Below are 23,694 nucleotides of genomic sequence, written 5' to 3' on the forward strand. Positions count from 1 at the left end.
GCCTGCCCCCTGACTCGTCCTGCCCCGAAGGATGACATACCGTCCGGTCGGTCCCTAGGGTTGTGCACCGGTCTTTTCCTGGTGCGCCGCCGCCCGCCGGGCCTCTTGGTCCTGTTCCGCCAGCCCGATCACGCGGGCCAGCTCCAGGCGGGACCTGACGCCGAGGGCGGCGAACACCTTGCGCAGGTGGTAGTCGACGGTGCGGGTGCTCACCGCGAGGGTCAGCGCGACCTCGCGGTTGGTGGCGCCCTCGGCGACGTGCCGCGCGATGCGCAGTTGCTGCGGGGTCAGGCGGCTCAGCCGGGTCGGTGCCCCGTCGCCGCCGGGCTGCGGGGCGGCCCCGAGGGCTCGCAGTTCGTCGCGTGCCTGTGCGGCCCAGACTCCGGCGCCGCACCCCTCGAAGCCGGCCAGTGCGGCGCCGAGACGGCCGCGGGCCTCGCGCGGTCTGCGGCGCCTGCGCAGCCACTTGCCGTACAGCAGCGCGGTGCGGGCCCGTTCGAAGTCGCCGCCCGCTTCGTCGTGCCGGGCGAGGGCGCGCCGGTAGAGGTCGTCGGTCCGCTCCGGCGGGGCGAGCAGGGCGTGGCAGCGGGCCAGTTGGGCAGCGGCCTGCGGGTCGGCGCCGAACGCCGCCCACCCGGCGAAGTCCGCGAGGACCTCGCGGGCGTCCTCGTGGCGGCCGGCGAGCACCGCCGCCTCCACGAAGCAGGGCACGGCCAGCCGCCACACGGCGAAGTGCCCCCGCCCCGGCCCCGGGAGGACGAGCAGTCCGAGCCGGTCCGCGGCGTCGAAGGGACGTCCCCGGCCGAGGTCCGCACGGGCCGCCGCCCACTGGGCGAGGGTGAGCGCCTGGGCCAGTCCGTGCCGCCGGGCCGTGGCCAGCGCCGCCGTGACGTGCCGGGCGACGACGTCCGGCTCCTCCTCGATCGACGCCGCGAGCGCCAGCACCGCCCGGTGGTGCGCCGCCGTGTTGCGCTGCCCGGCGCGCAGTGCGGTGCGCAGCCCCTCCTCCGCGTGGGCACGGGCCTGCGGATGCCGGCCGGCGCGCAGTTCGGCGTAGGCGAGGTACTCCAGCGCCTGCGGCTCCAGCGCGTCCGACCCGAGCTGCCGGGCGGCGGCCAGCGCCCGGGCGCCGGCACCGCGGGCCGCGTCCACGTCACCGAGCAGCAGCGCGGCCGCCGCCGCCCGCAGCAGCACCTCGGGCCGGTCCTCGGTCAAGCCGCGCCGCACCACCTGCCCGAGCGGTGCGCCCGCCCGGTCGAACCGTCCTTCGAGCAGTGCCCGCATGCCGATGCGGTGGTCCCGCACGGCGGACGCCACTGACGCCGACGTGTGGGAGAGGTGGGACGCGGTGGGGCGGACGGCCGTGCGCGTGTGCGGGCGCCCGTGCGGGCCCGGGGTCGCGCGCGGCTCCCCCTGTGCACCCGCCCCCGGCGGGTGCGCCCCGTGTGCCGGGACCGCGGCCGTGGCGCGTGGGGGTGCGGTGGGGCCGAGCGTGGCCAGGCACGCGGGCAGGTCGCCGGCCGCCCAGGCCGCGTCGGCGGCGGCCAGCGCGGCGCTCGCGGCGTCGGCGGGCGCGTCCGCGGCGAGCAGGGACGCGGCGAGCAGCAGTGACTGGTGGGCGTCGCCGACCGGGCCGTCCCGGAGCTCCACGAGACCGCGCACCAGCTCGGCCCGGCCCCGCACGGCGGCGGGAACGGCGCCGTCCCGGGCCGCGGCGAGCAGCGGGCGGGCCTGCTGCGGGCAGCCCCCGAGCAGGGCCTGCTCCGCCGCGGCGGTGTACCGCTCCGCCCGCCTCGCCGCGTCGGCCGTCAGCTCGGCGGCACGGGTGTACGCCGTCGCGCGCAGCCGGTACGTGGCCGTCACCGTGCTGTCGGCCGCCGCCCGCGCGAGGTGGTCCGCCTGCTCCGGGGCGGGCGCCGGGCCGCTCAACGACCAGGACCGGTGCAGCAGTTCGGGGAGCCGGTGGCCGCCGTTCGCCAGCGCGTCGGCCAGCGCGCGGTGCACGGCGCGGCGGCCGTCCGGGGTGGCGGTGGCGTAGACCGTACGGCGGACCAGCGGGCTGTGGAAGCGGAGCCGGTCGCCGGCCGGCGCGAGCTGCTGGGGCAGCGGCCGCGAACGGGCGCCGGGCCCCGGATCCGGCCGCAGACGCAGCAGCGCGTCACGGACCAGGGCGGCGTCGACGTCCGGCCCGTCCGAGGCCCGTACGGCGGCCGCTACCGTCAGCAGCAGGTCCCGCGCGTGGGCGGACGGAACGGCCGGCGCGCCGCCCGCGGCTTCGGCGAGGGCCGCGGCGTCCGCCAGGGGACCGGGCAGCGGCCGGTGTCCCCGCAGCTCGGCCGGTGACAGCCGCCGCACCAGGGCGGCGAGGAGGGCCGGGTTGCCCTCCGCCTCGGCGAGGAGCTGCTCGCGGACGGCGGGGGCGGCGGCGCCGTCGGTCATGTCGTCGAGCAGGGCGGCGGCCCGGGACGGTGCCAGTGGGTCCAGGCGGACGACGGGCAGGTGGGCGAACTCCGGGGCCACGGCGCGGTCCGAGGCGGCGGAGAGGAGCAGGCCGACCCGGCCGGCGGTGCTCAGGTGCTCCGCCGCGCGGGCGAGCGCGGTCCGGGCCGGGGCGTCCCACAGGTGGGCGTCGTCCACGCACACCAGTGCGGGTGCCGCGTCCGCCGCCGTCCGCAGGGCGGCGAGCAGTTGCTCGGCGGTGGGGCCCGCACCCGGGTCCGGGCCCGTACCGGGACCGAGGTGGAGCACGGGGCCGGCGTGGAAGGAGCGGGCGGCCCACTGGAGCAGGGTGGTCCGCCCCAGGCCGGGTTCGCCGGTCAGCAGGAGTCGGCCGCCGCGGCTGGGCAGCCCGTCCAACAGTGCGCGCAACGCCTTCCGTTGCGCGCCGCGGCCGTGGATCCGCACGGCCGTGCACACGGTCGTCTCTCCGGTCATCCCCGGGAGGTTACGCGCGCGTAACCCGAGGCGGAAGGCATCCGTCCGCCCGGGCCCGCGGTGGCTTCCGCGCTGCCACCTGCGAGAGCGTGCCGGACGCCCGGTCCACGTGCTGTGCCGCCGCCCAACCGGGACCGGCCGGGGTGGTGCGGCCGCACAGCGGACCGGCGACGGCCGCGAGGTGTCCGCGACCGCCGCCGGCGGGTGCCCGTCTGGCGTAGGGCCGGGGAGGTGTCAGGAGCCGTGCGGGCAGTTGCCCCGGTACTCCTCGATGGTCAGGCTCGGCCGGGGCAGCGGGCACAGGAACTGCTCGTAGCGGGTGTCGTTGTCGATGAACCGCTTGAGCCAGGAAACGCTGTACTTCGCGATCGTCGTGTTGGACGTGTTGGGCGAGAAGTGGGTCGCGTTGTTCAGCTCCAGGTAGGCCCGGTCGGTGGCGGACGGAAGACCGGAGTAGAACGGCTCGGCGTGGGAGGCCACCGGGGCGACCGTGTCGCCGTCGGCCCCCACGATCAGCGTCGGAGTGCTGACCTCGGGCCAGCTCTTGTCCAGGTTCCAGGGGGTGAGCGGGATCGCGGCCTGGAGCGACGGCCGGGACTTGGCGGCCTCCAGGGTGCCGCCGCCGCCCATGGAGTGACCCATGACGCCGAGCCGGCTGCTGTCGATCCGGCTGCGGACGGAGCTGCGCCCGGTGAGGTAGTCCAGGGCGGCCAGCAGTTGCCGTCCGCGGGAGTCGGGCTGGTCCAGCGTGGTGTTGGTGTCGATGGTGAAGACGACGAAGCCCTGGGAGGCCAGGCGCGGGCCCAGCCAGGCGATGGAGGACTGGTACGCGGTGTACCCGGGCGCGATCACGACGGCGCCGAACGTGCCGTCGCTCGTGCTGGTCGGGTAGTAGATGGTGCCCCCGCCGAAACCGGTGACGGAGAGCGAGGAGACGCTGGTGTCGGAGACGGAGTAGGGACCGCGCAGCGCCTCGATGCTCGCCACGGTGGGCGCCGGGCCCCGCTCGTACGGGTTGTCGGCGGCCTGGGCTCCCGGGCCGGTGAGGGTGGTCAGCGCGACGACCGCGGCCACGGCGGCCGTCGTGCCGGCGAGCCGCCGCCGGGCGCCTCGCGGGGAGCGTGGGGCAGCGGTGGCGGCGTGGGTGTGGGGCTTGCGCACAGGGGGTCCTCTCGGTCGTGGCGAGCGGCCCGGCCGGTGATCGCACACGCCCCGGAACACGTGGGGTCGCGTCCCGGGACATCCGCCGGAGGGGCTTCGCCGATGAGCTGGCGGTGCCACTGTCGACGGGCGAGGGGCCGAGCGGGATCGGCAGAATCACCGGTCTCGTGTGCCGAGGGCCGCGGCCCCCGGCGGCGGTGCCGCTCCGGCGCCCCGGAGGCCCGGACCCGGGCACGGCCGGCCGCCGGCGAACGCCCGTCCGCAGCACCGCGGAACGCCGGACATCACGAACCCGGGCGCCGGACGTCTCGGGCCATCCGCACATCACGAACCCCGGCGCCGGACGTCTCGGGCCTCCCGGACACCGCGGGCCCCCGGCGGCGGGAGAGGCCACGGAGTTTCCCCGCCCCGCTCGGCGCCCCACGGCCCCGCCGCTCCCCCGGCGCCGTCCTCCCTGTCCACGCCCCCGGGCGGTGTGGCACGCTCGGCATCGGCCGGGCCGTGGGGCGCCGGCCGTCCTGGAGGAACGTCGCCGGGCCCGCACCGGGTCCGGCACCGTGGAAAGGCGGCGGCATGCGCATCGGACTGCTCGGCACCGGCCCCTGGGCGGACATGACGCACGCCCCCGCCCTGGCCGGGCACGACGGGCTGGACTTCGCGGGAGTGTGGGGGCGTCGCCCGGATGCCGCCGGGGAGCTGGCGCGGCGGCACGGCACGCGCGCCTACGACGACGTCGACGCCCTGCTGGCCGACGTGGAGGCCGTCGCCGTCGCGCTGCCTCCGGCCGTACAGGCCTCTCTGGCGGTGCGCGCGGCGCGGGCCGGGTGCCATCTGCTGCTCGACAAGCCGCTCGCGCCGACGGTGGAGCAGGGGCGGGCGGTGGCGGAGGCGGTGCGGACGGCGGGGGTCGCCTCGGTGGTCTTCTTCACCACCCGGTTCCAGCCCGAGACCGGGGCGTGGATCACGGAACAGGCGGCCGAGGACGGCTGGTTCACCGCGCGGGCGCAGTGGCTCGGCGCCGTGTTCGGCGACGGTGACAGCCCGTTCGCCGACTCGCCGTGGCGGCGGGAGAAGGGTGCCCTGTGGGACGTGGGCCCGCACGCGCTGTCCGTGCTGCTGCCGGTCCTCGGTGACGCCCGGCGCGTGGCGGCGGCCGCGCCGGGCCCCGGCGACACCGTCCACCTGGTCCTCGACCACACCGGCGGCGCGTCCAGCACGCTCACGCTGAGCCTGACGGCGCCGTCCGCCGCGGCGGGAGCCTCGGTGGAGCTGCGCGGCCGGGCCGGCGTGACGCTGCTCCCGGAGACCGCGGAGGGCGCGGTGCCCGCCCTGCGACGGGCCGCGGACGCGCTGCTCACCGCGGCCGGCGGCGGGCGCCCGCATCCGTGCGACGCGGCGTTCGGACTGCGGGTCACCGAGATCCTCGCCGAGGCCGAGGCCCTGCTGACCCACCGGGGTTGACCTCGGTCAGCCTCGGGGCCGCACCGGCCGCCCCCACGATGCGATCACGGCGAGGACCGTCTCCCCTCGCGCTCCCGTCGGGACCGGTGCGCGGCACCGGGGCACGTCCACGGTCGGCCCAGGGCCGGACGTCCCCCGGTGCGGTCGGTCGGGGTCAGCGCACGGCGTGCGCGGGACGGAAGTTGATCCGCTCCCGCACGACCGGGTAGCCGGCCTTGGCGAAGTTGGCGGCCATGGGGTGGTTGCCCCGGTCCGTCGCGGCGGTGACGGACTCCGCGCCCCGCTCGACCAGGAAGTGGGTGCACTCGGCCAGCAGGTCGAAGGCGTACCCGTGCCCGCGGTGCTCCGGCAGGACGCCGACGAAGCCGACGCACGGGCCGGACGGGTTGTGCGCGGGGATGTGCATGCCCACGAGTTCCCCCTGCGGGGTGTGGGCCAGCTGCCACCACTCCCGCGGTGACGGGCACCAGTGGAAGAAGTCGAGCTCCGCCTGCGCGGCCCGGTCGAGACCGCCCGCCGCGATCTCCATCAGCGCGTGTGCGTCCAGGGTGACGGAGTGGATGCGGCGCAGCGCGTCGAAGAACACCGCGTCGTCGGGCTCGGCGCGGAAGTCCAGACGGCCGGGTCGCTCGGGGAGCCCGCACTCCGGTGTCCACCGGTACAGGAAGCGCTCGACCAGGAGGTCGTAACCGGCCGCCCGTGCGGCGGCGAAGCGTGCCTCGGTGGCGGTGCGCGCGGCGGGGTCCTCGCGCCAGGTGCCGGGCGGGTTCAGTTCCAGCTCGACCTGCCAGGGCGCGGTGCGCAGGAGTTCGGCTCCGGCCTCCTCCTCGCCCTCGGCCACGTCGAACCAGTTGACGTTGACGGGCTCGGTGTCGTCGGGACCGCCCCACCAGGCGGCCCGGGCGACGACGGTGCCGTCGCGCAGGGCGACGCGCTTCCAGTCGGGGCGGTGGACGGTGCGCCGGTGAGCCTCGCGGGCGCCCAGCGGGTCGGGCAGGGTGTCGAAGAGATGGGCGTCGCTCGCGTCGAGCGCGCGGATGACCAGATCGGTCACGGTTCCTCCGGGAGGTGTACGCGTGGTGCGCTCCCGGTCAGTCGAGGTACGCCGGGACTCCGGGGCGGGAGCGCGAGGGTGTGATGCACTGCATGGCTCGGCCCTCCTTCCGTCGGTCTCGGGGCGCCTGGCACACGGTACGGGGCACCGCACGAGTCCCGCGACCGCTTTTTCCTCCGAGCGCCGCCTCCGCACCGCCGCACTGCCGTACCGACGTACCGACGTACCGACGTACCGACGTACCGCCCGCTGCCGTACCGACGTACCGCCCGCTGCCGTACCGAAGTACCGCCCGCTGCCGTACGACGTACCGCCCGCACCTGCTCTCCGCGTGCGTGCGGTGCGGTGGCGTAGGAGCGTGGTGGTGTGCGAAAGGTGTCCGCCCCGCCACCGCGCCGGGGCGAGGAACGGCGGAGCTGGCTGAGCGGGGCGCCACCGCCCCGTTGGGTGCGGGTGCTGCCGCCGGCCCTCGTCGCGGCGATCTGCGCGGCGACCCTGCTCAGTCGCGAACCGCTGGAGATCGGCTTCCTGCTGGGCGCCATCCCGCCGCTGGCCGTCCTGTCGTACGGCCCGCTGGCGACCGCCTTGCTGGGCGGTGTGGTGGTCGCGCTGCTGCACATCCCGGCGCTCCAGCTCGACCGGCCGGGCGACGCCGACCTGCTGACCATCGTCTTCGTCGCCGTGCTGAGCGTCTTCGTGTCCTTCGTGCGCAGTCGCCGTGACGCCCAGCTGGGTCTGGAACGCACGGTCGCCGAGGCCGCCCAGCGTGCCGTCGCTCCCCCTCTGCCCGAGCGGGTCGGAGCGGTGCGCTGCACGGGGCTGTACCGGGCGGCGCAGCGCGGGACGCTGGTCGGCGGCGACTTCTTCGACGTGCGGGACGGGCCCTTCGGCATCCGGGTGGTGATGGGGGACGTGCAGGGGCACGGTCTGTCGGCGGTGTCCACGGTCGCCTCGCTGCTGGGGGCGTTCCGGGAGGCGGTGCTCGACCAGCCGGACCTCGCGTCGGTGGCGGGGCGCCTGGACCGCAGGCTGCTGGTGGACTCGGCGGACGCGCGGCACGCGGAGCTGTTCGCGACCGCCGCGCTGCTGGAGTTCTCCGCAGACGCCGCCGAGGTGCGCGTCGTCGTCTGCGGCAACCCGCCGCCGCTGCTGCTGCGGGGTGCCGACGCCGGGGAGCTGGAGGTGGCGCCGTGGACGCCGCTCGGGCTGGGCCTCGCGGACGCCGGGACCATCGAGGCGTGCACCGTGTCGCTGCGTCCCGGCGACCGGTTGTTCCTCGCCTCCGACGGCGTGGTCGAGGCGAGGGACGGCAGCGGCGCGTTCTATCCGCTGGCGGAACGGCTGAGCGCGCTGGCCGGCGAGGATGCGGCCGCGCTCCCGGACCTCGTCTGGGCGGACCTCGTGCACTTCTGCCCGGACGTGCAGGACGACGTGACGATGCTCGTGCTCACTCCTTCGCCGGCCGGCCGGTGACCGCCCGCTCCCCCGCCCCCTCCGCGTCGATGTGCGGCAGGATCCGGTCGAGCCACCGCGGTGTCCACCAGGCGTGCCGTCCCAGCAGCGTCATCACGGCCGGCACCAGGAGCAGGCGTACGACGGTGGCGTCGATGAGCACGCTCACCGCCAGGCCGAGTCCGAGCATCTTGACCACGATGCTGTCGCTGATGAGGAAGGCCGCGAAGACGCTGACCATGATCAGCGCCGCGCAGGTGATGACCCGTGCGGTGATCTCCAGGGCGTGCGCCACCGCCCCCTCGGCGTCCCCGGTGCGCAGCCACGCCTCGCGCACCCGGGAGAGCAGGAAGATCTCGTAGTCCATGCTCAGACCGAAGATGATCGCGAACATCATCATCGGGACGTAGCTCTCGACGGGCACGGTGCCGGACACCCCGAGCGCCGGGCCGCCCCAGCCCCACTGAAAGACGGCCACGACGACGCCGTAGGAGGCGGCGATCGACAGCACGTTGAGGACGGCGGCCTTGACGGCGACCAGGAGGCCGCGGAAGACGGCGAGGATGATCAGGAAGGCCAGCGCGACGACGACCGCGATGATGAGCGGCAGCCGCTCGGCGACGATGTCGCGGAAGTCCACCTGTGACGCGGTGGTGCCGGTGACGTAGCCCTTGGCGTCGGTGCCGGCGACCGCGTGCGGCAGGGTGCTGTCGGCCAGCCGGTCGGTGAGGCCGGTGGTGGCGGCGCTCTGCGGGGCGTGCTCGGGGTAGACGGTGGCGAGCAGCACGTCGCCGTCCTGGGTCGCGGTCACCGGTGTCACCGCCGCCGTGCCGGACACGTCGCCGAGGCTCTCGGTGACGCGCGAGGCGAGGTCCGAACGCTGCGACTCGGGCACCCCGCTCTGGTCGACGACCACGGTCAGCGGACCGTTGGAGCCGGGCCCGAAGGCCTCGGACATCAGGTCGTACGCCCGCCGGTCGGTGAAGGACGTGGGGTCGGCGCCGTCGCCGATGTGGCCGAGCTGGATCGAGAAGACGGGGACGGCCAGAACGACGAGGGCCGCCACGCCGCCGGCCAGGAAGTACCAGGGCCGCCGCTCCACACGCCGTGCGTAGCGGTGCCAGGTGCCGTGCGGCTCGGCGCCCGGCTCCGCGTCGGTCTCCGCGACGGGCCGGCGTACCCGCAGGCGGTCGACGTGCCGCCCGAGGAGGCCCAGCAGGGCGGGGACCAGGGTCAGGGCGCCCAGGACGGCCGAGACGACGGTGACGGCCGCGGCGATGCCGAGCTTGCCGATGAAGGACACGCCGGACGCGTACAGGCCGAGCAGCGCGACGACCACCGTGCAGCCGGAGACCAGGACCGCCCGGCCGCTGGTCCCGGTGGCGTGACCGGCCGCCCGCACCGGGTCGGCGCCGTCCATGAGGTTCTGCCGGTGCCGGGTCATCAGGAACAGGGCGTAGTCGATGCCGACGCCCAGGCCGATCATGGTGGCCAGCGTCGGGGACACGGTGGCGAAGGTGAACGCCGCGGCGAGCAGGCCGAGACAGGCCAGGCCGCCGACCACCCCGATCAGCGCCGTCACCAGCGGGGCGACGGCGGCCAGTACGCTGCCGAAGCCGATCAGCAGGACGACGATCGCGACGCCGAAGCCGATGAGTTCGCTCACCCGGTCGTCGGCATCGGGGCGGGCCAGCTCGCCGAGCGCCCCGCCGTACTCGACCTCGGCGCCCGCCGAGCGCAACGGCCGGACCGCGTCGTCGACCCCGTGCAGATAGCCGTCGCCCAGCTGGGAGGGCTGGATGTCGAAGCGGACGGTGAGGTAGCCGGTACGGCCGTCCGCGGCCAGCGGGCCCTCGTCGTGTCCGCCCGTGGAACCGGTGGCCGGCGGGGCGGTGAGCGGGTTCTGTGCGGACAGGACGTGCGGCAGCTTCTGCAGATCGCCCACCGTGCCGGCCATCTGGGAGTCCAGCGAGGTCAGCGCCTTCTCGTCGTGCACGACGATCTGGCTGCTGTAGCCGCCGGCCGCCGGATCGTGCCGTTGCAGGACGTCAAGACCCTGCTGGGACTGGGACGAGGGGAGGGTGAAGTCGTCGGAGTAGTCCCCGCCGAAGGAGCGGTCGGCCAGGGTCAGCGCCACCAGGGCGACCAGCCAGCCGGCCACCACGATCAGCCCGTGCCGGGCACACCACTCGCCCCAGCGCCGCAGTCCCCGCGCCCCCGCCGTCCCCTGTCCCCCGGCGCCGGTGCGCCTGCGTGCCATCGCCGTGGTCCTTCTGCCGGGGCTCATACGCTCGGTCGCTCCATTACACGCCGAGGCGTCCCGGGCGGCATGTCGGAGCCGGTCCCGCCGTCGGCTCCGGACACGTCGGAGCCGGTCCGGCGGACCGCTCCGGATGCGGCGGCCGCATTGGCATTGAATGGTGTTATCGGGATATTCGGGACCGACAACAGCACGGCACCGAAGCAGCGATCCGGACCCGAGGAGCACTGATCATGTCGATGTCACAGCCCGACGCCTCCCGACCCTCCGAACCCCGTGCGGACGACGACCGCGCCACTCCGGACCACCTGCTCCACGCCCGCACCGGCACGGAGGTGTCCCCGGAGGACCTCGTCCTGGCGGCCGGCCGGGACGTCACCCCGGAGAATCTGGAGTGGGCCAGGCGCAAGCTGGCCGAGGAGGGCCCCTCGGCCCTCGACAAGCTGCTGCCCTGACAGCGGCGCGGAGCCCCCTGCCGGACCTGGTCGTCCGGCAGGGGGCTCTGCGTGTCGTGTGCCTGTGTCTGCTCGTGTGCCTGTGTCTGGTCGTGTGCCTGTGCCTGTGCCTGTGTCTGTGCCGTCTGTCGCGCGGTCCCGGGAGCGCCGCCTCAGCGCTCCGGCAGCTCCGTCTCGTCCTCCACCACGTGCACCGCGGCCTCCTCGGCTCCGGCCGCTCCGCCGTCGATGCCGACGTCCTCCGCGATCGTCTCCTTGGTCGTGTCGGTGCGTACGCCCTCGTCGGGCGCGACCAGGCGGCCCGAACGGTCGGTGCCCGCCTCCGGGTCGACCGGCTCGCCCTCGCCGCCGGGCTCGTCGCCCACCCCGTCCCCCTCGGGCACCGGCACGTCCGGCACCTCCTCGGCCAGCCGTTCGTCGAGGGTCTCGCCCTCCTGCTGCTCGGCGGCCGTGGTGCCGTGCTTGGTCACGCCCAGGGGCTTCTCCGGCGGGGAGTAGCCCTCGTCGAGCGTGTCGTCGTAGGTCCGCTCGTCGAGGGCGTCCTGGAGGTCGAGGGGCGCGGCGTCCTCCTGCTCCTCGTTGCTACCGGTGGGCTGGTAGACGTCGTCTGCCATCGGGTCCGTGCCCATCGCTGCCGTCCTCTCGCGCTCGCGTCGGCTCATGGTCCAGCTGTCTCGCTGTCCGGTTCGCGTTTCCCGATCCGCGATCTTTAACCCGGGGGTGCGACGCGGATCTCCAGGTCGGTGACGTGGTGCGGGGTCCAGTCACGGGCGTAGCCGGGCGCGGTGCCGCCCGGGCCGGTGAGGGCGGCGACCGGCATCCGCCGGGCGGTGTCCAGGATCTCGGCGGCGGTGGTGTTCTCGTTGTTGCCGCTGATGTCGCCGGAGGAGCAGCCGGTGTAGTAGCCGATCGGGATGGATTCGTGCCCGGTGACCAGACAGGGCGGGCGGACCCCGAGCGCGTGCAGTTCGTCGGCGACCCGGGCCCAGTCCTCGCGGCTTGCCACGTTGCCGTTCACGGTTCCGGCGAGGACCGAGACCTGGACCGCCAGATGCCCGGCCACCGCGAGCGCGACCAGCGTCGCGACCACCGGCCGCCACCGGTCGCGCCCGGTCCTGACCAGGTGCCACAGCGCGTCGGCGACCGGAAGGGCGAGCAGGGCGTAGGCGGGCTGGAGGAAGCGGGGTGCCGCGTATCCGATCATGAACAGGTACGGCACCGCGGCCGTGACGGCGCAGGCGAGCGGGAGCAGCGTGGCGGTGGCGCGACGGGCCCGGACCGCGACGACCGCGCCGAGGACGGCGACGGCCGGGAGGAGCACCCACCACAGGATGACGACCGGGTGCGGCATCGCTCCGGTGCACGGGCGGCACAGGCCCCGCCCGCCCAGGCTGCGCATCTGGTCGTCGACCGCGATGTTCCAGCCGAGGCCGCCCTGGATCTCGGAGGCCCGCTCCAGTCGCTCCCCGACGCCGCCGTACCAGGCGTACGCCTCGATCACCCACTCCCCTCCCGCAGCGGCCAGCCCGCCCACGAGGGCGAGCAGCAGTGGCCAGTGGCGGCGCAGGAGGAGGTGGACGAGCAGGGGCAGGGACACCCAGACCGCGTCGGTGGGCCGCATGAGCGCCATCAGGGCCGCCCCGGCGGCCACACCCCACAGCGCGCCCCGGCCGTACCGTCCCCGTCCGGCTCCTCGGTCCCGTACGGCGCGCAGGGTGCAGCCCAGGGTGATCAGCGCGCCGATCGCGACCCAGTAGTTGGGCATGGCCTGCGGGCCGTAGAAGAGGGTCACCCACAGGCCGGCGAAGAAGGCGCCGGCCGTGGCGAGGACCCGCACCGGGAACAGGCCCCTCCAGGCGCGCAGCGCGAAGTACAGCCCCAGGCCCGACAGCACCGCGAGGTAGACGCGCAGAAGCTCGGTGGAGGCCGACCAGGAGGCGACGGGTGCCACCAGCAGGGAGACGCCTCGGGCGCGCGGGGCGCTGAAGAAGGCGGCCGGATGGTGGGTGGTGACCTGGCTGGTGTACACGATCTCGTCCCAGCCGAGTCCCATCGACGGGTGGACGAGGACGAGCTGCGCCAGGACGAAGACGGCGGCCACCGCCGCGACCGGCGCGTCGCCCCGGAGCCGGCGCGGGGGGCCGGGTGCCTTCCCCGCGTCGTGGCGCCGTCGTCCGTCGACGAGCACGGCGTTCGCGCCGTCGGCCATCGTGCACCCCTCACCCCCGCTCCTCGCGAGGCCGCTCGTCCCTCACCTCCTCCCGCCTGTGGCGGGAGCCCCGGAACCCGGAAGACCAAGAAAGCCCGGTAAACCCGGTAAACCCGGAAACCATGGTCAAACTAACCCGCGGGCCTCCGGGACGCAGGACGGAACTCGGCCAGTCGCGCGGTCTCACTCGTCGCCGGGCCCCGACCGGTCGGTGACGCCCGGGCGGCGGTGCGGGGGCTGTTCGGGCGTGGGCCGCCACTTCGGCGCGGTGATACCGAGGGTGACGGGCCCGTCCCCGTTCACGTGCACCTCGGTGCCGTGGTGATGGATCGTCAGGGGCGGCCCGCCCAGCAGCGAGTACGACGCCCGGTCGGGACCGATCTCCACCTGCAGGCACCGGCCGCGGAACTGGAGCCGGAAGGCGAGGCGGCTGAACTTCTCGGGCAGGCGGGGTGCGAAGCGCAGGCTGTCGCCGTCCCGCCGGGTGCCGCCGAAGCCGGCGACCAGCGCCATCCACGTGCCGGCCAGCGAGGCGATGTGCAGTCCGTCGCGGGTGTTGTGCTCCAGGTCCGCCAGGTCCATCAGGGCGGCCTCGGTCGCGTAGTCGTAGGCCAGGCGCAGGTGCCCCGTCTGGGCGGCGACGACGGCCTGGCAGCACGCGGACAGCGAGGAGTCCCGGACGGTCAGCGGCTCGTAGTAGGCGAAGTTCGCGGCCATCTGGTCGTCGTCGCAGTGTTCGTCGAACCAGCTGCCGCAGGTGTACATGGCGAGCACGAGGTCGGACTGCTTGATCACCTGCTTGCGGTAGATGTCGAAGTAGGGGAAGTGCAGCATCAGCGGGTACTGGTCGGCGCCCGTGTTCGCGAAGTCCCAGCGCTGGTGGCGGGTGAAGCCCGCGTGCTGTTCGTGCACGCCGATCTCGTCGTTGTACGGGATGTGCACGGCCTCGGCGGCGTCCCGCCAGGCGGCGCTCTCCTCCTCGTCCACGCCGAGCCGGGCCGCCTCCTCGGGGTGGCGTTCGCACACGTCGGCCGCGGCGAGGAGGTTGGAGCGCGCCATGAGGTTGGTGTACGTGTTGTCGTCGACGACGGCGCTGTACTCGTCCGGTCCGGTGATGCCGTCGATGTGGAAGACGCCGTGGTGGTCGTGGTGGCCGAGCGAGCGCCACAGCCGGGCCGTCTCCACCAGGAGTTCCAGGGCGGTCTCGCGCTCGAAGTCGGTGTCGCCGGTGGCCGCCGTGTAGCGCACCGCGGCGTGCGCGATGTCGGCGGCCACGTGGAAGGCGGCGGTGCCGGCCGGCCAGTACGCGGAGCCCTCCGAGCCGTCGATGGTCCGCCACGGGAAGGCGGCGCCGCGCAGCCCGAGCTGGGCGGCGCGTTCCCGGGCGGCGGGCAGGGTGGCCTGCCGCCAGCGCAGTGCCTCGGCGACGGCCTTGGGGGCGGTGTAGGTCAGCAGGGGCAGCACGAACATCTCGGTGTCCCAGAACGCGTGGCCGTCGTAACCGGAGCCGGTCAGTCCCTTGGCCGGAATCGCGCGCTGCTCGGCGCGGGCTCCGGCCTGCAGCACGTGGAACAGGGCGAAGCGGACGGCCTGCTGGATCTCCTCGTCGCCGTGCACCTCGACGTCCGCGCGGGCCCAGAAGTCGTCGAGGTACTCCCGCTGTTCGGCCACCAGGCCTTCCCAGCCGCCGTGCGCGGCGGCGGCCAGCGCGGCCTCGACCTGGTCGCTCATCGCGGGCCGCGACCGGGCACCCGACCAGCCGTGTGCGACGGTCTTCTGCACCCGCAGCCGCTGTCCCGGGTCCAGGACGGAGGTGATGGTCAGGCGGGAGACGTCCGTGTTGCTCTCACTGCTGGTGGTGATCTCTCCCGGGGCGTCGACGACGTGGTCGGCGGCCACGGCGACCCTGAGCCCGCTGCGCCGGGTGCGGTGGACCAGGCGCAGCCGCGATCCGGCCGCCAGGTCCTCCTCCGGTTCCAGCGGGGACTGCAGGGCCTTGGCCGTCCTCGGGTCGCCGTCCGGGCTGGGCAGGCTCTCGTTGGCGACCAGTTCCGACTGGATGACCACCCTGGTCCGGCTGTCGACGGGCTCGACCTCGTACTCCACGGCGGCGATGGCGCGTTGGGTGAGGGAGACCAGGCGGGTGGAGCGCACCCGGATGGTCGTGCCGGCCGGTGAGGTCCACTCGCAGGACCGCTCCAGCACGCCGCGCCTGAGGTCCAGGGTGCGTTCGTGCTTGCCGAGCCGCCCGTAGCGCAGGTCGAAGGGCTCGTCGTCGACCAGCAGCCGCAGCAGCTTGCCGTTGGTGACGTTGATGGCGGTCTGGCCCGACTCCGGGTAGCCGTAGCCCGCTTCGGCGTAGGGCAGCGGGTGCAGTTCGTAGACGCCGTTGAGGTAGCTGCCGGGCAGGCCGTGCGGTTCGCCCTCGTCGAGGTTGCCGCGCCAGCCGACGTGCCCGTTGGACAGGGCGAAGACGGACTCGCTCTGTGCGAGGAGGTCGAGGTTGAGGGCGGTCTCGCGCACCCGCCAGGGTTCCACGGTGTACGTCCGGTTGGTGATCACGCGCGGCCTCCCAGCTCGGCGAGGTCCTTGACGACGCGGTCGGCCCCGTGGGCGTACAGCGCGTCGGTCTGGCCGACGCGGTCGACGCCGACGACGAAGCCGAAGTGCCCGGAGCGGCCCGCGTCCATGCCGGCCAGCGCGTCCTCGAAGACGGCGGCCCGGGACGCCTCGACGCCGAGGTCGCGGGCGGCGGCCAGGAAGGTGTCGGGACTGGGTTTGCCCGGCAGCTTCCTCTCCCGGGCCACCACGCCGTCGATCCGCACGTCGAACAGCCGCTCGGCGTCGATGGAGCGCAGGACGTCCCGGGTGTTGGCGCTGGAGGAGACGATCGCGGTGGCGAGGCCCGCGGCGCGGACGGCCTCGATGTAGCGCAGCGTGCCCTCGTAGGGTTCGACGCCGTCGGTGCGGATCTTCTCCAGGAGGAGTTCGTTCTTGCGGTTGCCGACACCGTTGACGGTCCGCGCGTCCGCCGGGTCGTCGGGGGTGCCCTCGGGCAGCTCGATGCCGCGGGAGGCGAGGAAGGAGCGGACGCCGTCGGCGCGGGGGCGGCCGTCGACGTACTCGTCGTAGTCGGAGTCGGTGAAGGGGCGGAAGTCCGCGCCGTCCCGCTCGCGCAGGAAGGCGTCGAAGGTCGCCTTCCAGGCGGCGGCGTGCACCACCGCCGTCCTGGTGACGACCCCGTCGAGGTCGAAGAGACAGGCCTGGATGTCGTCGGGGAGTCCGAGCTGCGTCGTCATACCCCCACAGTTCCCCGCCGGGGCGGGTCCGATCAGGTGACACACTGTGGGATGTGCCGCTGACCTTCGACGACCTGCTCTCGCGTGCCCGCCGCCTCCCCGGTGAGGGCCGGCGGGCGATCCTGGGCATCGCGGGCAGTCCCGGCGCGGGGAAGTCGACGCTCGCCGAGGCGCTGGTGCGGGAGCTGAACGGTGCGGGAGAGCCGTGGGTGGCGCACGTGCCGATGGACGGCTTCCATCTGGCCGACGCCGAGCTGGACCGGCTGGGCCGCCGGGACCGCAAGGGCGCGCCGGACACGTTCGACGCGGCCGGGTACGCCGCGCTGCTGGAGCGGCTGCACCGGGAGACGGACGGCGAGACGGTGTACGCGCCGGGCTTCGAGCGGGAGCTGGAACAGCCGATCGCCGGGGCCGTTCCGGTGCCGCCCACCGCCCGGCTGGTCGTCACGGAGGGCAACTACCTGCTGCTGGAGAGCGGGGCCTGGGCGCGGGTGCGCCCGCGGCTCGACGAGGTGTGGTTCTGCGGCCTGGACGAGGCGGAGCGCGTCCGGCGGCTCGTGGCGCGGCACGAGCGCTTCGGCAAGTCCGCACCGGCCGCGGCCGCGTGGGCGCTCGGGCCCGACCAGCGCAACGCCGACCTGGTCGCGGCGACCCGGCACCGGGCGGACCTGGTGGTACCGGCGGACGCGCTGACGGGCCCGCCCCCGGGCGCGCCGGGAGCGGCGCCCTCACCGTCCTGGTGACTCGGTCACTCCTCGTCGAAGTCGTCGGGGCGCACGTGCGCCTCCTCCAGGGCCTCGCGCATGGTCCGGCCGGTGCCGCCCGGCGGGCGGGGCTCGTCCTCCTGGCGCCGGCCTGCGCGCTGGTCGAGAACGTCGTCGGTGGTGTCGGTCTTCGGCCGGTTCTCTTCCGGGACGGTCATGACGTGGTGCTCCTCGTCCGTGTCTGCGGGTGCTTCCGTGGCGGCGGGTTCCCGGGCGGCGCGGTGCTATCCCCGTCCGGGGCGGTGCCGTTGCCGCGCGCCGCGGCCGGCCCGGCCCGTCGCGGGGGGTGAGCTATGTTGACCTCCGTGGGAGACATGGGAGACACCGGAGGCGCACCCGTGCCGTCGCCGCAGCAGGCACGTGCCCAGGCGTCGGCGATCACCTCGGGACGGGCGGCCCCGCAGTCGGAGGTCTCCCCCACTTCACGGCTCAGGACGCTGTTCGACCGGCCCCGTCTCTCCCCGGGGCAGCGACGCATCGCCCAGTACCTCATCGAGCACCTCACCGAGGCGGCGTTCCTGTCGATCACCGACCTGGCCGACCGGGTGGGCGTGAGCCAGCCGTCGGTGACGCGGTTCGCCTCGGCCGTCGGGTTCAGCGGCTACCCGGCGTTGCGGGAGCAACTCCAGGCGATCGCACTGGGCGGACGGGGCGGTTCGGCGGCCGAGGAGTACGGGGGCAACGAACTCCAGGCGGCCGTGGACGCCGAGATCGAGAACCTGGAGAACCTGCGGCGCGACTTCGCCGACGCGGACCGGGTGATCGACGTGGGCCGCAAGCTGGCCGCCTCGGCGCCGCTGACCGTCCTCGGGCTGCGCATCTCCGTCTCGCTCGCCGAGTACTTCGCCTACGCGGCCCGTCGCGTCCACCCGGACGTACGGCTGGTGACGAGGGGCGGCACCGTCGCCTACGACGCCCTGCTCCAGTCCCGGGAGGCGGGCGGGACCTGGGTGCTGGCCTTCTCGATGCCCCGGCACGCCCACGAGACGCTGGGCGCGGTGCGGGTGGCACGCGACGCCGGGCTGAAGGTCGCGCTCATCACCGACCTGGCGCTGGGCCCCGTGGTGGACGAGGCCGACGTCACGTTCGCCACCGGCACGGGCTCCCGGCTGGTCTTCGACTCCTACGCGGCGCCCGGCGTGATGTGCGCGGCGCTGCTCCAGGCCATGACGGACGCCGATCCCGAGCGGACGCAGGCCCGGCTGGAGGGGTACGAGCAGGTCGCGGAGCAGCACCAGTTCTTCCTGCGGGACTGAGCGGATCTTCCTTCGGGACTGAGCGGACACGTCCCGCCCCGCGCCACCTGCCGTCGGAAGCAGGCATGAATGTTTTCATACGTCTTGCAAACCGGATGGCATATATAAATACTTCTCACGGATCGCGACCCGGCCGCCCCGGAGCGCGTCCGCACCTGCCGCGAACACCTCGGTCGCCGAACTCCTACCCGCTCCGGTGTGCCGGGTGTTCCGGTCGGGCATCGCCTGCGCGAGCGCCCGCGGCGGTCCCGGTCGTCCCCTGGACCGGGACCGCCCCCCACCCGTCGCCCACCCCGCGACGCCGCACCTCCGGAAGCGATGATCATGCCCCTGACGACCACGCGCATCAGCCCGGACTGGCCCTGCCAGGTCAAGGCGCCCGGCAGTTACGACTGGGAACGCTCGGCCACCAGGTGGCTGCGCGAGCTGGTCCCGGCGCGCTACGCCGGGTACCCGGCCCTGATCCGGCACCCGGTGCTGCTCGCCCGGCACGCGCACATCCAGGTGCAGCACGAGATCCGGGTGGCCCGCACCGCGCTGCAGACCGCCCGGGCGGACCTGCCGCGGCTCGGTCTGCACGAGGCGGCCATCGAGCACACCATCAAGCTGTACGCGGCGGAGGTCCTCCAGTTGCAGCACATCGCGCGCAGCGTGCGGGCGGTCACCGAGGCACTGGCCGAGCAGGGCGCCGCCGGTCGCTGAGCGGTCCTGCGCCCGTCAGTCCACCGGATGTCCCGGCCGGATGGTGCGGGCGCCGGAGAGCCGCAGCACCGGATCGCCGGCCCCCTTCCCGCGCCCGCCCCACTCGACCGGTTCGAGGACGAACCCGACGTGGTCGCCTCCCTCGGCCCGCTCCACGACCCGCCCGACGAACCACGCCTCGGCGTCCTCCAGCACGGCGGCCCCGCCGTGCGCCTCGCGCCAGCGCACCCGCCGGAACTTGTCGACGTCGTCGCCGCTGCGGCCGCCGAACAGCTCGGCCGTCTCCCGTTGGCCGCGCGCGATCAGGTGGACCGCCAGGACGTCGGCGGAGCGCGCGACGCGGAGGGTGTGGTTGACGTCGGAGATCCAGACGACGTACCGCACGGGGCGGATGGAGCACTGCGAGGAGAAGCCGACCAGGCAGCCGGCGCGTTCTCCGCCCGCGGCCGCCGTGACGACGCACATGTCCGGGTCGAGCCGGTCCAGGAACACGTCCATGGCGGCCATGCTAGGTCCCGCCCGGCCCGCCCCGTCCGTCGCCCGCCGGGCGGCCCTCACCGGCCGGAGGTGCGGCGGCGGGTCAGGCGGCGAGCAGGCGGCGCAGGGCCGTGCGCAGGGCGGCGACGAAGGCGTCGCGGGCCGGCTCGTCCAGGGCGTCCAGGGACAGGTAGGGGTTGAGGTCCTCCAGTTCGACCAGCAGCAGCTCCCCGTCGGGCGCGCGGCAGGCGTCGACGCGCTGGATGCCGTGGTCGACGCGGTTCCACTCGATGAACCGCCGCGCGAAGTCGAGGTCGGCCACGGTGGCGTCGTACGGCTCCAGCCGCCAGCGGCGGTCGGGGTGCGGCGCGTGGAGGGCGTACTGGTAGTCGTGGTCGACGAAGTAGAAGGAGACCTCGTAGGCGAAGTCGACGCGCGGCTGGACGAGCAGGTCCGGGGCGCCGCCCACCGCCTCCGGGACGCGCGCCGCCGGGACGGTCCGCAGGCCCGCCGAGTCCGCGCCGAGCCTGGGCTTGACCACGTACTCGTCGGCGGCGGGCAGCAGGTGGAGGTCCTCGGCGCGGTCGACGGTGGGGATGACCGGGAATCCCGCGGCGGTCAGATCGAGCAGGTACTGCTTGCCGAGCATGTCCGCCCGGCCCGTGAGCTGGTTGTAGACCCGCGTCCCGCGCTCGGCGGCACGCTCGCGGAAGGCGTCGTAGGCGTCCTTGTACCGCTGCACCGGACCGCTGTTGCGGACGACCACGGCGTCGAAGGCGTCCAGCAGCGCGGCGGCGTCCCTGGGGTGGCACAGGGCCAGGTCGAACTCGTCGCGCAGCCGGGAGGCGAGGAAGATGTCCTCGTCGCAGTAGCGCCGCCCGCGGGCCTGATAGGCCAGGTCGGTGACGTACAGGATGCGGGGGCGGGCGAACGGCATGCGGGGCTCCTCCGGGGCTGACCGGAAGTGATCGTATGCGACCGGTACGGAGCCGTGCCGAGTGCACTCAGTTCCCTCCGGTCACTGCACTGAGTGCCACACACCTCGATGGGCTGCTACGTTCCCCTTCCATGAGCACCAGCAGTGCGGCGCCCCGCCGCGGGGACGGGACGGACACGGCGGAGGCCAGGCCGCCGATGCGGGACGCGCTGGTCGCGGCGGCGTTCCGGCTGTTCCTCGAGCGGGGGTACGAACAGACCACCGTGGACGACATCGTCGCCCTCGCGGGCGTCGGACGGCGGTCCTTCTTCCGGTACTTCCCGTCCAAGGAGGACGTGGTCTTCCCCGACCACGAGCGGTGCCTGGCCGACATGACGGCGTTCCTGGCCCGCTCCCCCGAGGACGCCGACCCGGTGCGCCGGGTCTGCGACGCGGCCCGTCTCGTCCTGCGCATGTACGCCGAGAACCCGGCGTTCTCCGTGCAGCGCTACCACCTGACCAAGAAGGTCCCCGGGCTGCGCGCCTACGAGTTGTCGGTGGTGTGGCGCTACGAGCGCGCCCTCGCCGCGTACCTGCGCGGGCGGCTGGGCGGACGTCCGGACGGCATCCTGCGCGCCGACGTGATCGCGGCCGCGGTGGTCGCGGCGCACAACAACGCCCTGCGCTCCTGGCTGCGTTCCGACGGGCGCGACGACGCGGGCGCGGCGGTGGACCACGCACTGGCGTACGCGCAGTCCGCGTTCGGCGACGTGCCCGTACCGCCCCGCGGCGAGTCACCCGAGGACGTGGTGGTCGTGGCGGCGCGCCGCGGGACGCCCCTGTGGCAGGTGCTGCGCGAGGTCGAGACGGCGTACACGGGCGACTGACGACCGGCCGCCGCCCCGCCCCGCTCGGCCCTGCTCGACCCTCATTCGCAGACAAGGGTACCGAGTGCCTTTACGAGTGACACTGAGTGCCATACGCTGTCGTGCGTGCACGGTGGCACGGTGAGCCGCGCACCCGCGTGCCCGGGGACCGTGCACGCGGAATTCCGGCCCGAGTGCAGGGAGTTGACCAGCGTGTACCACTCAGGAAACGTCGCTCAGCAGGCGGCCGGCGCCGCGACGGGCCTGCTCGACTCCAAGCCGCAGGACCGGGCCACGGACACGGAGGCCGTCTTCTACCAGCGCTGCACCTGGTGCGGGACCGCCATGTACCACCGGGTGCTGTGCCCGGTCTGTCGCGGCAGCGAACTGCGGACCGAACGCAGCGAGGGCACGGGGACGGTGCGGCACGCCACGGTGGTGCACCGCAACACCCCCGCGGCGCGCAATGTCTCCCTCATCGAGATGGCCGAGGGTTTCGTGGTGCGCGGCCGGGTCATGGGCCCGCTCATCGGCATCCACAGCGGCGACCGGGTGCGGCTGTCCACGGCGAAGGACCCGGTGCGGGGCGAGCCCGTCTTCCAGTTGGTCGACGAGCCGTACCGGGCCTGGACCTGAGGGCCGGTCAGCTCCCGGCCGCCGGCCCCGGCGTCAGGGTGATGCGGATGCCCACGGTGCCGTCGAGTCCCCGGCGCAGCCTGCTGCCGAAGAGGGTGAGCAGGCCGATGACGCCGTACTTGCGGATCAGCAGCTTCCGGTAGCGGGCCGTGGTGGCGGCGTCGCAGATCTCCGCCGTCCCCGGGACCTGGCCACCGGTCGGCCTGCCGCGCACGTCGCAGGGGCCCACCAGGACGTCGGCGCGGTTGCGGACGCGCTTGACCTTCCAGGAGTCGGCCACCGTCCACACACCGAGCGCGTCCTCGTCCCGGACGACCCACACGGGGGTGGCGACCGGGGTCCCGTTCTTGCGGTAGGTCGTGACCAGCAGGTACTTGCCGGCGCCGAGCCGGTCCAGTGACGCGTCGTCGTCCATGGTCCGGGAGTCTAGACCCGGCCCCCGGGCGGGCTCGCCGCGCGCACCGGCTCGCGGCGGGCCGGGCCCGTGGACGTCCGCGCGTCACTCCAGGGCCGCCGCCATCCTCCGCACCGCCTCCGTGAGCACCTCGGGCGAGGTCGCCAGGTTGACCCGTACGTGCCCTGCGCCGCCGCTGCCGAAGGGGATCCCGGAACTGAGGGCCACCCGGCCGCGGCCCAGGAAGACCTCCGCCGGGTCGTCACCGAGGCCGAGGGGACGGCAGTCGAGCCAGGCGAGGTAGGTCGCCTGCCCCGCCCGGTGGACGACGCCGGGCAGGTGCTCGGCGAGCAGGGCGGTGAGCAGCCGCCGGTTCTCGTCCAGCCCGGCGAGCACCGCGTCCAGCCAGGCGGTGCCGTCGCGCAGGGCGGCGGTGTGGGCGAGGACGCCGACGTGGCTCGGCCCGTGCCCGACCTCCTCGGGCATCCGCGCCAGGTCGGCGGCGGCGCCCGGCCCCGCCAGGGCGAGGGCCGCCTTGAGGCCGGCCAGGTTCCAGCCCTTGGACGCCGACATCAGCGCGAGGCCGCGCTCGGCGCCGGGCACGCTCAGGTACGGCACGAACCGCGCGTCGGGGGCGGTGACGACGGGCGCGTGGATCTCGTCGGCCACGACCCGGACGCCGTGGCGCTCGGCGAGGGCGGCGACGTCCGCCAGTTCGCCGGCGGAGTGCACGGTGCCGGTCGGATTGTGCGGGCTGCACAGCAGGTAGGCCGCCCGGCCGCCGCCCGCGACGGCACGCCGGAACGTCTCTTCCAGCACACCGAGGTCGATCCGCAGGTCCGGGCCGAGCGGCGCCTCCACCACGCGCCGGTCCATGTGTGCGACGAACTGGTAGAACGGCGGGTACACCGGCGGGTTGACGATCACCGGGTCCCCGGGTGCGGTGACCAGCTTGAGCATCTCGACGACGCCCAGCATCACGTCGGGCACGATCGCCGTGCGTTCCACGGCCAGGTCGTCCCAGCCCCACCGCTTGCCGGCGAAGGCGGCCAGGGCCTCGGCGTAGGCGGTCCCGACGGGGTAACCGGTGTCGCCGCGCTCCATGGCGCCGGTCACGGCGCGCACGACGGCTCCGGCGAGCGGCACGTCCATCTCGGCCACCCACAGCGGCAGTACGTCCGCGGGGTAGGTGTGCCACTTCATGCTCGTACGGCGGCGAAGTTCGTCCAGGGTGAGCGCGTGCAGGGGGTTGGGTCCTCCGGACGGGTCCCGCTCGATGCTGGTCATGGGCCCAAGATAGGACGCCCTCGCGGACGGGGTGAACACCGCGCGGTCCGCCGCCGTATGGGAGGAGGGCGCTCGACGTCCGGAGCCCCCCGCGGCGGCGACGCCGCGCGG

General features: G+C 74.6%; 21 protein-coding genes. 8 read left to right on the forward strand and 13 right to left on the reverse strand.

Annotated features, from left to right (window positions below; genetic code table 11):
• Window positions 1–54: 54 nt before the first annotated feature.
• Both EV562_RS02080 and EV562_RS02085 read right to left on the reverse strand, forming a co-directional pair.
• Window positions 55–2,934: a LuxR family transcriptional regulator gene (locus tag EV562_RS02080; protein WP_133884885.1), complete on the reverse strand. Its 2,880-nt coding sequence runs from the start codon at window positions 2,932–2,934 to the stop codon at window positions 55–57.
• Between the two features lie 234 nt (window positions 2,935–3,168).
• Window positions 3,169–4,095 carry a dienelactone hydrolase family protein gene (locus EV562_RS02085; RefSeq protein WP_133884886.1) on the reverse strand — a complete coding sequence of 309 codons (927 nt, stop codon included), beginning with the start codon at window positions 4,093–4,095 and terminating at the stop codon, window positions 3,169–3,171.
• A 573-nt stretch (window positions 4,096–4,668) separates the two neighbouring features.
• Here EV562_RS02085 and EV562_RS02090 point away from each other — a divergent pair.
• Window positions 4,669–5,556: a Gfo/Idh/MocA family oxidoreductase gene (locus EV562_RS02090; protein WP_133884887.1), complete on the forward strand. Its 888-nt coding sequence runs from the start codon at window positions 4,669–4,671 to the stop codon at window positions 5,554–5,556.
• Between the two features lie 154 nt (window positions 5,557–5,710).
• Here EV562_RS02090 and EV562_RS02095 read toward each other — a convergent pair whose 3' ends face one another.
• Complete coding sequence (locus tag EV562_RS02095; protein WP_133884888.1) at window positions 5,711–6,610, reverse strand: GNAT family N-acetyltransferase; 900 nt, start codon at window positions 6,608–6,610, stop codon at window positions 5,711–5,713.
• A gap of 366 nt (window positions 6,611–6,976) precedes the next feature.
• On the opposite strand from EV562_RS02095, the gene EV562_RS02100 reads away from it, so the two are divergent.
• A complete protein-coding gene (locus tag EV562_RS02100; protein ID WP_133884889.1) occupies window positions 6,977–8,083 on the forward strand; it encodes a PP2C family protein-serine/threonine phosphatase in 1,107 nt (368 codons plus the stop codon).
• Here the strand turns inward: EV562_RS02100 and EV562_RS02105 are convergent.
• Complete coding sequence (locus EV562_RS02105; protein ID WP_133884890.1) at window positions 8,058–10,322, reverse strand: MMPL family transporter; 2,265 nt, start codon at window positions 10,320–10,322, stop codon at window positions 8,058–8,060. The genes EV562_RS02100 and EV562_RS02105 overlap by 26 nt on opposite strands.
• Window positions 10,323–10,555: 233 nt before the next feature.
• Between EV562_RS02105 and EV562_RS02110 the strand changes: the two genes are divergently transcribed.
• A complete protein-coding gene (locus tag EV562_RS02110; protein WP_133884891.1) occupies window positions 10,556–10,777 on the forward strand; it encodes a hypothetical protein in 222 nt (73 codons plus the stop codon).
• A gap of 152 nt (window positions 10,778–10,929) precedes the next feature.
• Here EV562_RS02110 and EV562_RS02115 read toward each other — a convergent pair whose 3' ends face one another.
• From EV562_RS02115 to EV562_RS02130, 4 genes are all read right to left on the reverse strand, one after another.
• The gene (locus EV562_RS02115; RefSeq protein WP_133885354.1) at window positions 10,930–11,406 is read right to left on the reverse strand and encodes a DUF5709 domain-containing protein; all 477 of its coding nucleotides are present in this window, start codon (window positions 11,404–11,406) and stop codon (window positions 10,930–10,932) included.
• A gap of 80 nt (window positions 11,407–11,486) precedes the next feature.
• A complete protein-coding gene (locus EV562_RS02120) occupies window positions 11,487–12,986 on the reverse strand; it encodes a hypothetical protein (protein WP_133884892.1) in 1,500 nt (499 codons plus the stop codon).
• Window positions 12,987–13,169: 183 nt separating this feature from the next.
• Window positions 13,170–15,548, reverse strand: coding sequence for a glycosyl hydrolase family 65 protein (locus EV562_RS02125; protein WP_133884893.1), 2,379 nt, complete (start codon window positions 15,546–15,548; stop codon window positions 13,170–13,172).
• Window positions 15,545–16,285, reverse strand: coding sequence for a beta-phosphoglucomutase family hydrolase (locus tag EV562_RS02130; RefSeq protein ID WP_133884894.1), 741 nt, complete (start codon window positions 16,283–16,285; stop codon window positions 15,545–15,547). The genes EV562_RS02125 and EV562_RS02130 overlap by 4 nt, the downstream gene beginning before the upstream one ends.
• A gap of 53 nt (window positions 16,286–16,338) precedes the next feature.
• Between EV562_RS02130 and EV562_RS02135 the strand changes: the two genes are divergently transcribed.
• On the forward strand, window positions 16,339–17,028 hold the full coding sequence (locus EV562_RS02135) for a nucleoside/nucleotide kinase family protein (protein ID WP_133884895.1): 690 nt from the start codon (window positions 16,339–16,341) through the stop codon (window positions 17,026–17,028).
• A gap of 5 nt (window positions 17,029–17,033) precedes the next feature.
• Here the strand turns inward: EV562_RS02135 and EV562_RS34970 are convergent, their stop codons facing one another.
• Complete coding sequence (locus tag EV562_RS34970; protein ID WP_166661530.1) at window positions 17,034–17,207, reverse strand: hypothetical protein; 174 nt, start codon at window positions 17,205–17,207, stop codon at window positions 17,034–17,036.
• 180 nt (window positions 17,208–17,387) lie between these two features.
• On the opposite strand from EV562_RS34970, the gene EV562_RS02140 reads away from it, so the two are divergent.
• On the forward strand, window positions 17,388–18,305 hold the full coding sequence (locus EV562_RS02140) for a MurR/RpiR family transcriptional regulator (RefSeq protein ID WP_166661566.1): 918 nt from the start codon (window positions 17,388–17,390) through the stop codon (window positions 18,303–18,305).
• Between the two features lie 318 nt (window positions 18,306–18,623).
• The gene (locus EV562_RS02145) at window positions 18,624–19,007 is read left to right on the forward strand and encodes a hypothetical protein (protein WP_208298266.1); all 384 of its coding nucleotides are present in this window, start codon (window positions 18,624–18,626) and stop codon (window positions 19,005–19,007) included.
• A gap of 15 nt (window positions 19,008–19,022) precedes the next feature.
• Here EV562_RS02145 and EV562_RS02150 read toward each other — a convergent pair whose 3' ends face one another.
• Entirely contained in the window at window positions 19,023–19,514 is a 492-nt protein-coding gene (locus tag EV562_RS02150) for a flavin reductase family protein (protein WP_133884897.1), read from the reverse strand.
• Between the two features lie 73 nt (window positions 19,515–19,587).
• A complete protein-coding gene (locus EV562_RS02155) occupies window positions 19,588–20,421 on the reverse strand; it encodes a hypothetical protein (protein WP_133884898.1) in 834 nt (277 codons plus the stop codon).
• Between the two features lie 131 nt (window positions 20,422–20,552).
• Here EV562_RS02155 and EV562_RS02160 point away from each other — a divergent pair, with 131 nt between their 5' ends.
• Window positions 20,553–21,287, forward strand: a complete 735-nt coding sequence (locus tag EV562_RS02160; RefSeq protein WP_133884899.1) for a TetR family transcriptional regulator — start codon at window positions 20,553–20,555, stop codon at window positions 21,285–21,287.
• 192 nt (window positions 21,288–21,479) lie between these two features.
• The gene (locus tag EV562_RS02165) at window positions 21,480–21,902 is read left to right on the forward strand and encodes a zinc ribbon domain-containing protein (protein WP_133884900.1); all 423 of its coding nucleotides are present in this window, start codon (window positions 21,480–21,482) and stop codon (window positions 21,900–21,902) included.
• A gap of 7 nt (window positions 21,903–21,909) precedes the next feature.
• Here the strand turns inward: EV562_RS02165 and EV562_RS02170 are convergent, their stop codons facing one another.
• A complete protein-coding gene (locus tag EV562_RS02170) occupies window positions 21,910–22,317 on the reverse strand; it encodes a PPOX class F420-dependent oxidoreductase (protein WP_133884901.1) in 408 nt (135 codons plus the stop codon).
• Window positions 22,318–22,401: 84 nt separating this feature from the next.
• Complete coding sequence (locus tag EV562_RS02175) at window positions 22,402–23,583, reverse strand: aminotransferase class I/II-fold pyridoxal phosphate-dependent enzyme (protein ID WP_133884902.1); 1,182 nt, start codon at window positions 23,581–23,583, stop codon at window positions 22,402–22,404.
• Between the last annotated feature and the right edge of the window lie 111 nt (window positions 23,584–23,694).

Source organism: Streptomyces sp. BK208, from assembly GCF_004364245.1.
In the GTDB taxonomy this organism is placed as follows: domain Bacteria; phylum Actinomycetota; class Actinomycetes; order Streptomycetales; family Streptomycetaceae; genus Streptomyces.

Excerpts from the sequence above, each read along its gene's own strand:
- EV562_RS02080 (WP_133884885.1), bottom strand. The coding sequence starts at position 2,934 with ATGACCGGAGAGACGACCGTGTGCACGGCCGTGCGGATCCACGGCCGC.
- EV562_RS02090 (WP_133884887.1), top strand. The coding sequence starts at position 4,669 with ATGCGCATCGGACTGCTCGGCACCGGCCCCTGGGCGGACATGACGCAC.
- EV562_RS02105 (WP_133884890.1), bottom strand. The coding sequence starts at position 10,322 with ATGGCACGCAGGCGCACCGGCGCCGGGGGACAGGGGACGGCGGGGGCG.
- EV562_RS02110 (WP_133884891.1), top strand. The coding sequence starts at position 10,556 with ATGTCGATGTCACAGCCCGACGCCTCCCGACCCTCCGAACCCCGTGCG.
- EV562_RS02115 (WP_133885354.1), bottom strand. The coding sequence starts at position 11,406 with ATGGGCACGGACCCGATGGCAGACGACGTCTACCAGCCCACCGGTAGC.
- EV562_RS02120 (WP_133884892.1), bottom strand. The coding sequence starts at position 12,986 with ATGGCCGACGGCGCGAACGCCGTGCTCGTCGACGGACGACGGCGCCAC.
- EV562_RS02130 (WP_133884894.1), bottom strand. The coding sequence starts at position 16,285 with ATGACGACGCAGCTCGGACTCCCCGACGACATCCAGGCCTGTCTCTTC.
- EV562_RS34970 (WP_166661530.1), bottom strand. The coding sequence starts at position 17,207 with ATGACCGTCCCGGAAGAGAACCGGCCGAAGACCGACACCACCGACGAC.
- EV562_RS02145 (WP_208298266.1), top strand. The coding sequence starts at position 18,624 with ATGATCATGCCCCTGACGACCACGCGCATCAGCCCGGACTGGCCCTGC.
- EV562_RS02150 (WP_133884897.1), bottom strand. The coding sequence starts at position 19,514 with ATGGCCGCCATGGACGTGTTCCTGGACCGGCTCGACCCGGACATGTGC.
- EV562_RS02155 (WP_133884898.1), bottom strand. The coding sequence starts at position 20,421 with ATGCCGTTCGCCCGCCCCCGCATCCTGTACGTCACCGACCTGGCCTAT.
- EV562_RS02160 (WP_133884899.1), top strand. The coding sequence starts at position 20,553 with ATGAGCACCAGCAGTGCGGCGCCCCGCCGCGGGGACGGGACGGACACG.
- EV562_RS02170 (WP_133884901.1), bottom strand. The coding sequence starts at position 22,317 with ATGGACGACGACGCGTCACTGGACCGGCTCGGCGCCGGCAAGTACCTG.
- EV562_RS02175 (WP_133884902.1), bottom strand. The coding sequence starts at position 23,583 with ATGACCAGCATCGAGCGGGACCCGTCCGGAGGACCCAACCCCCTGCAC.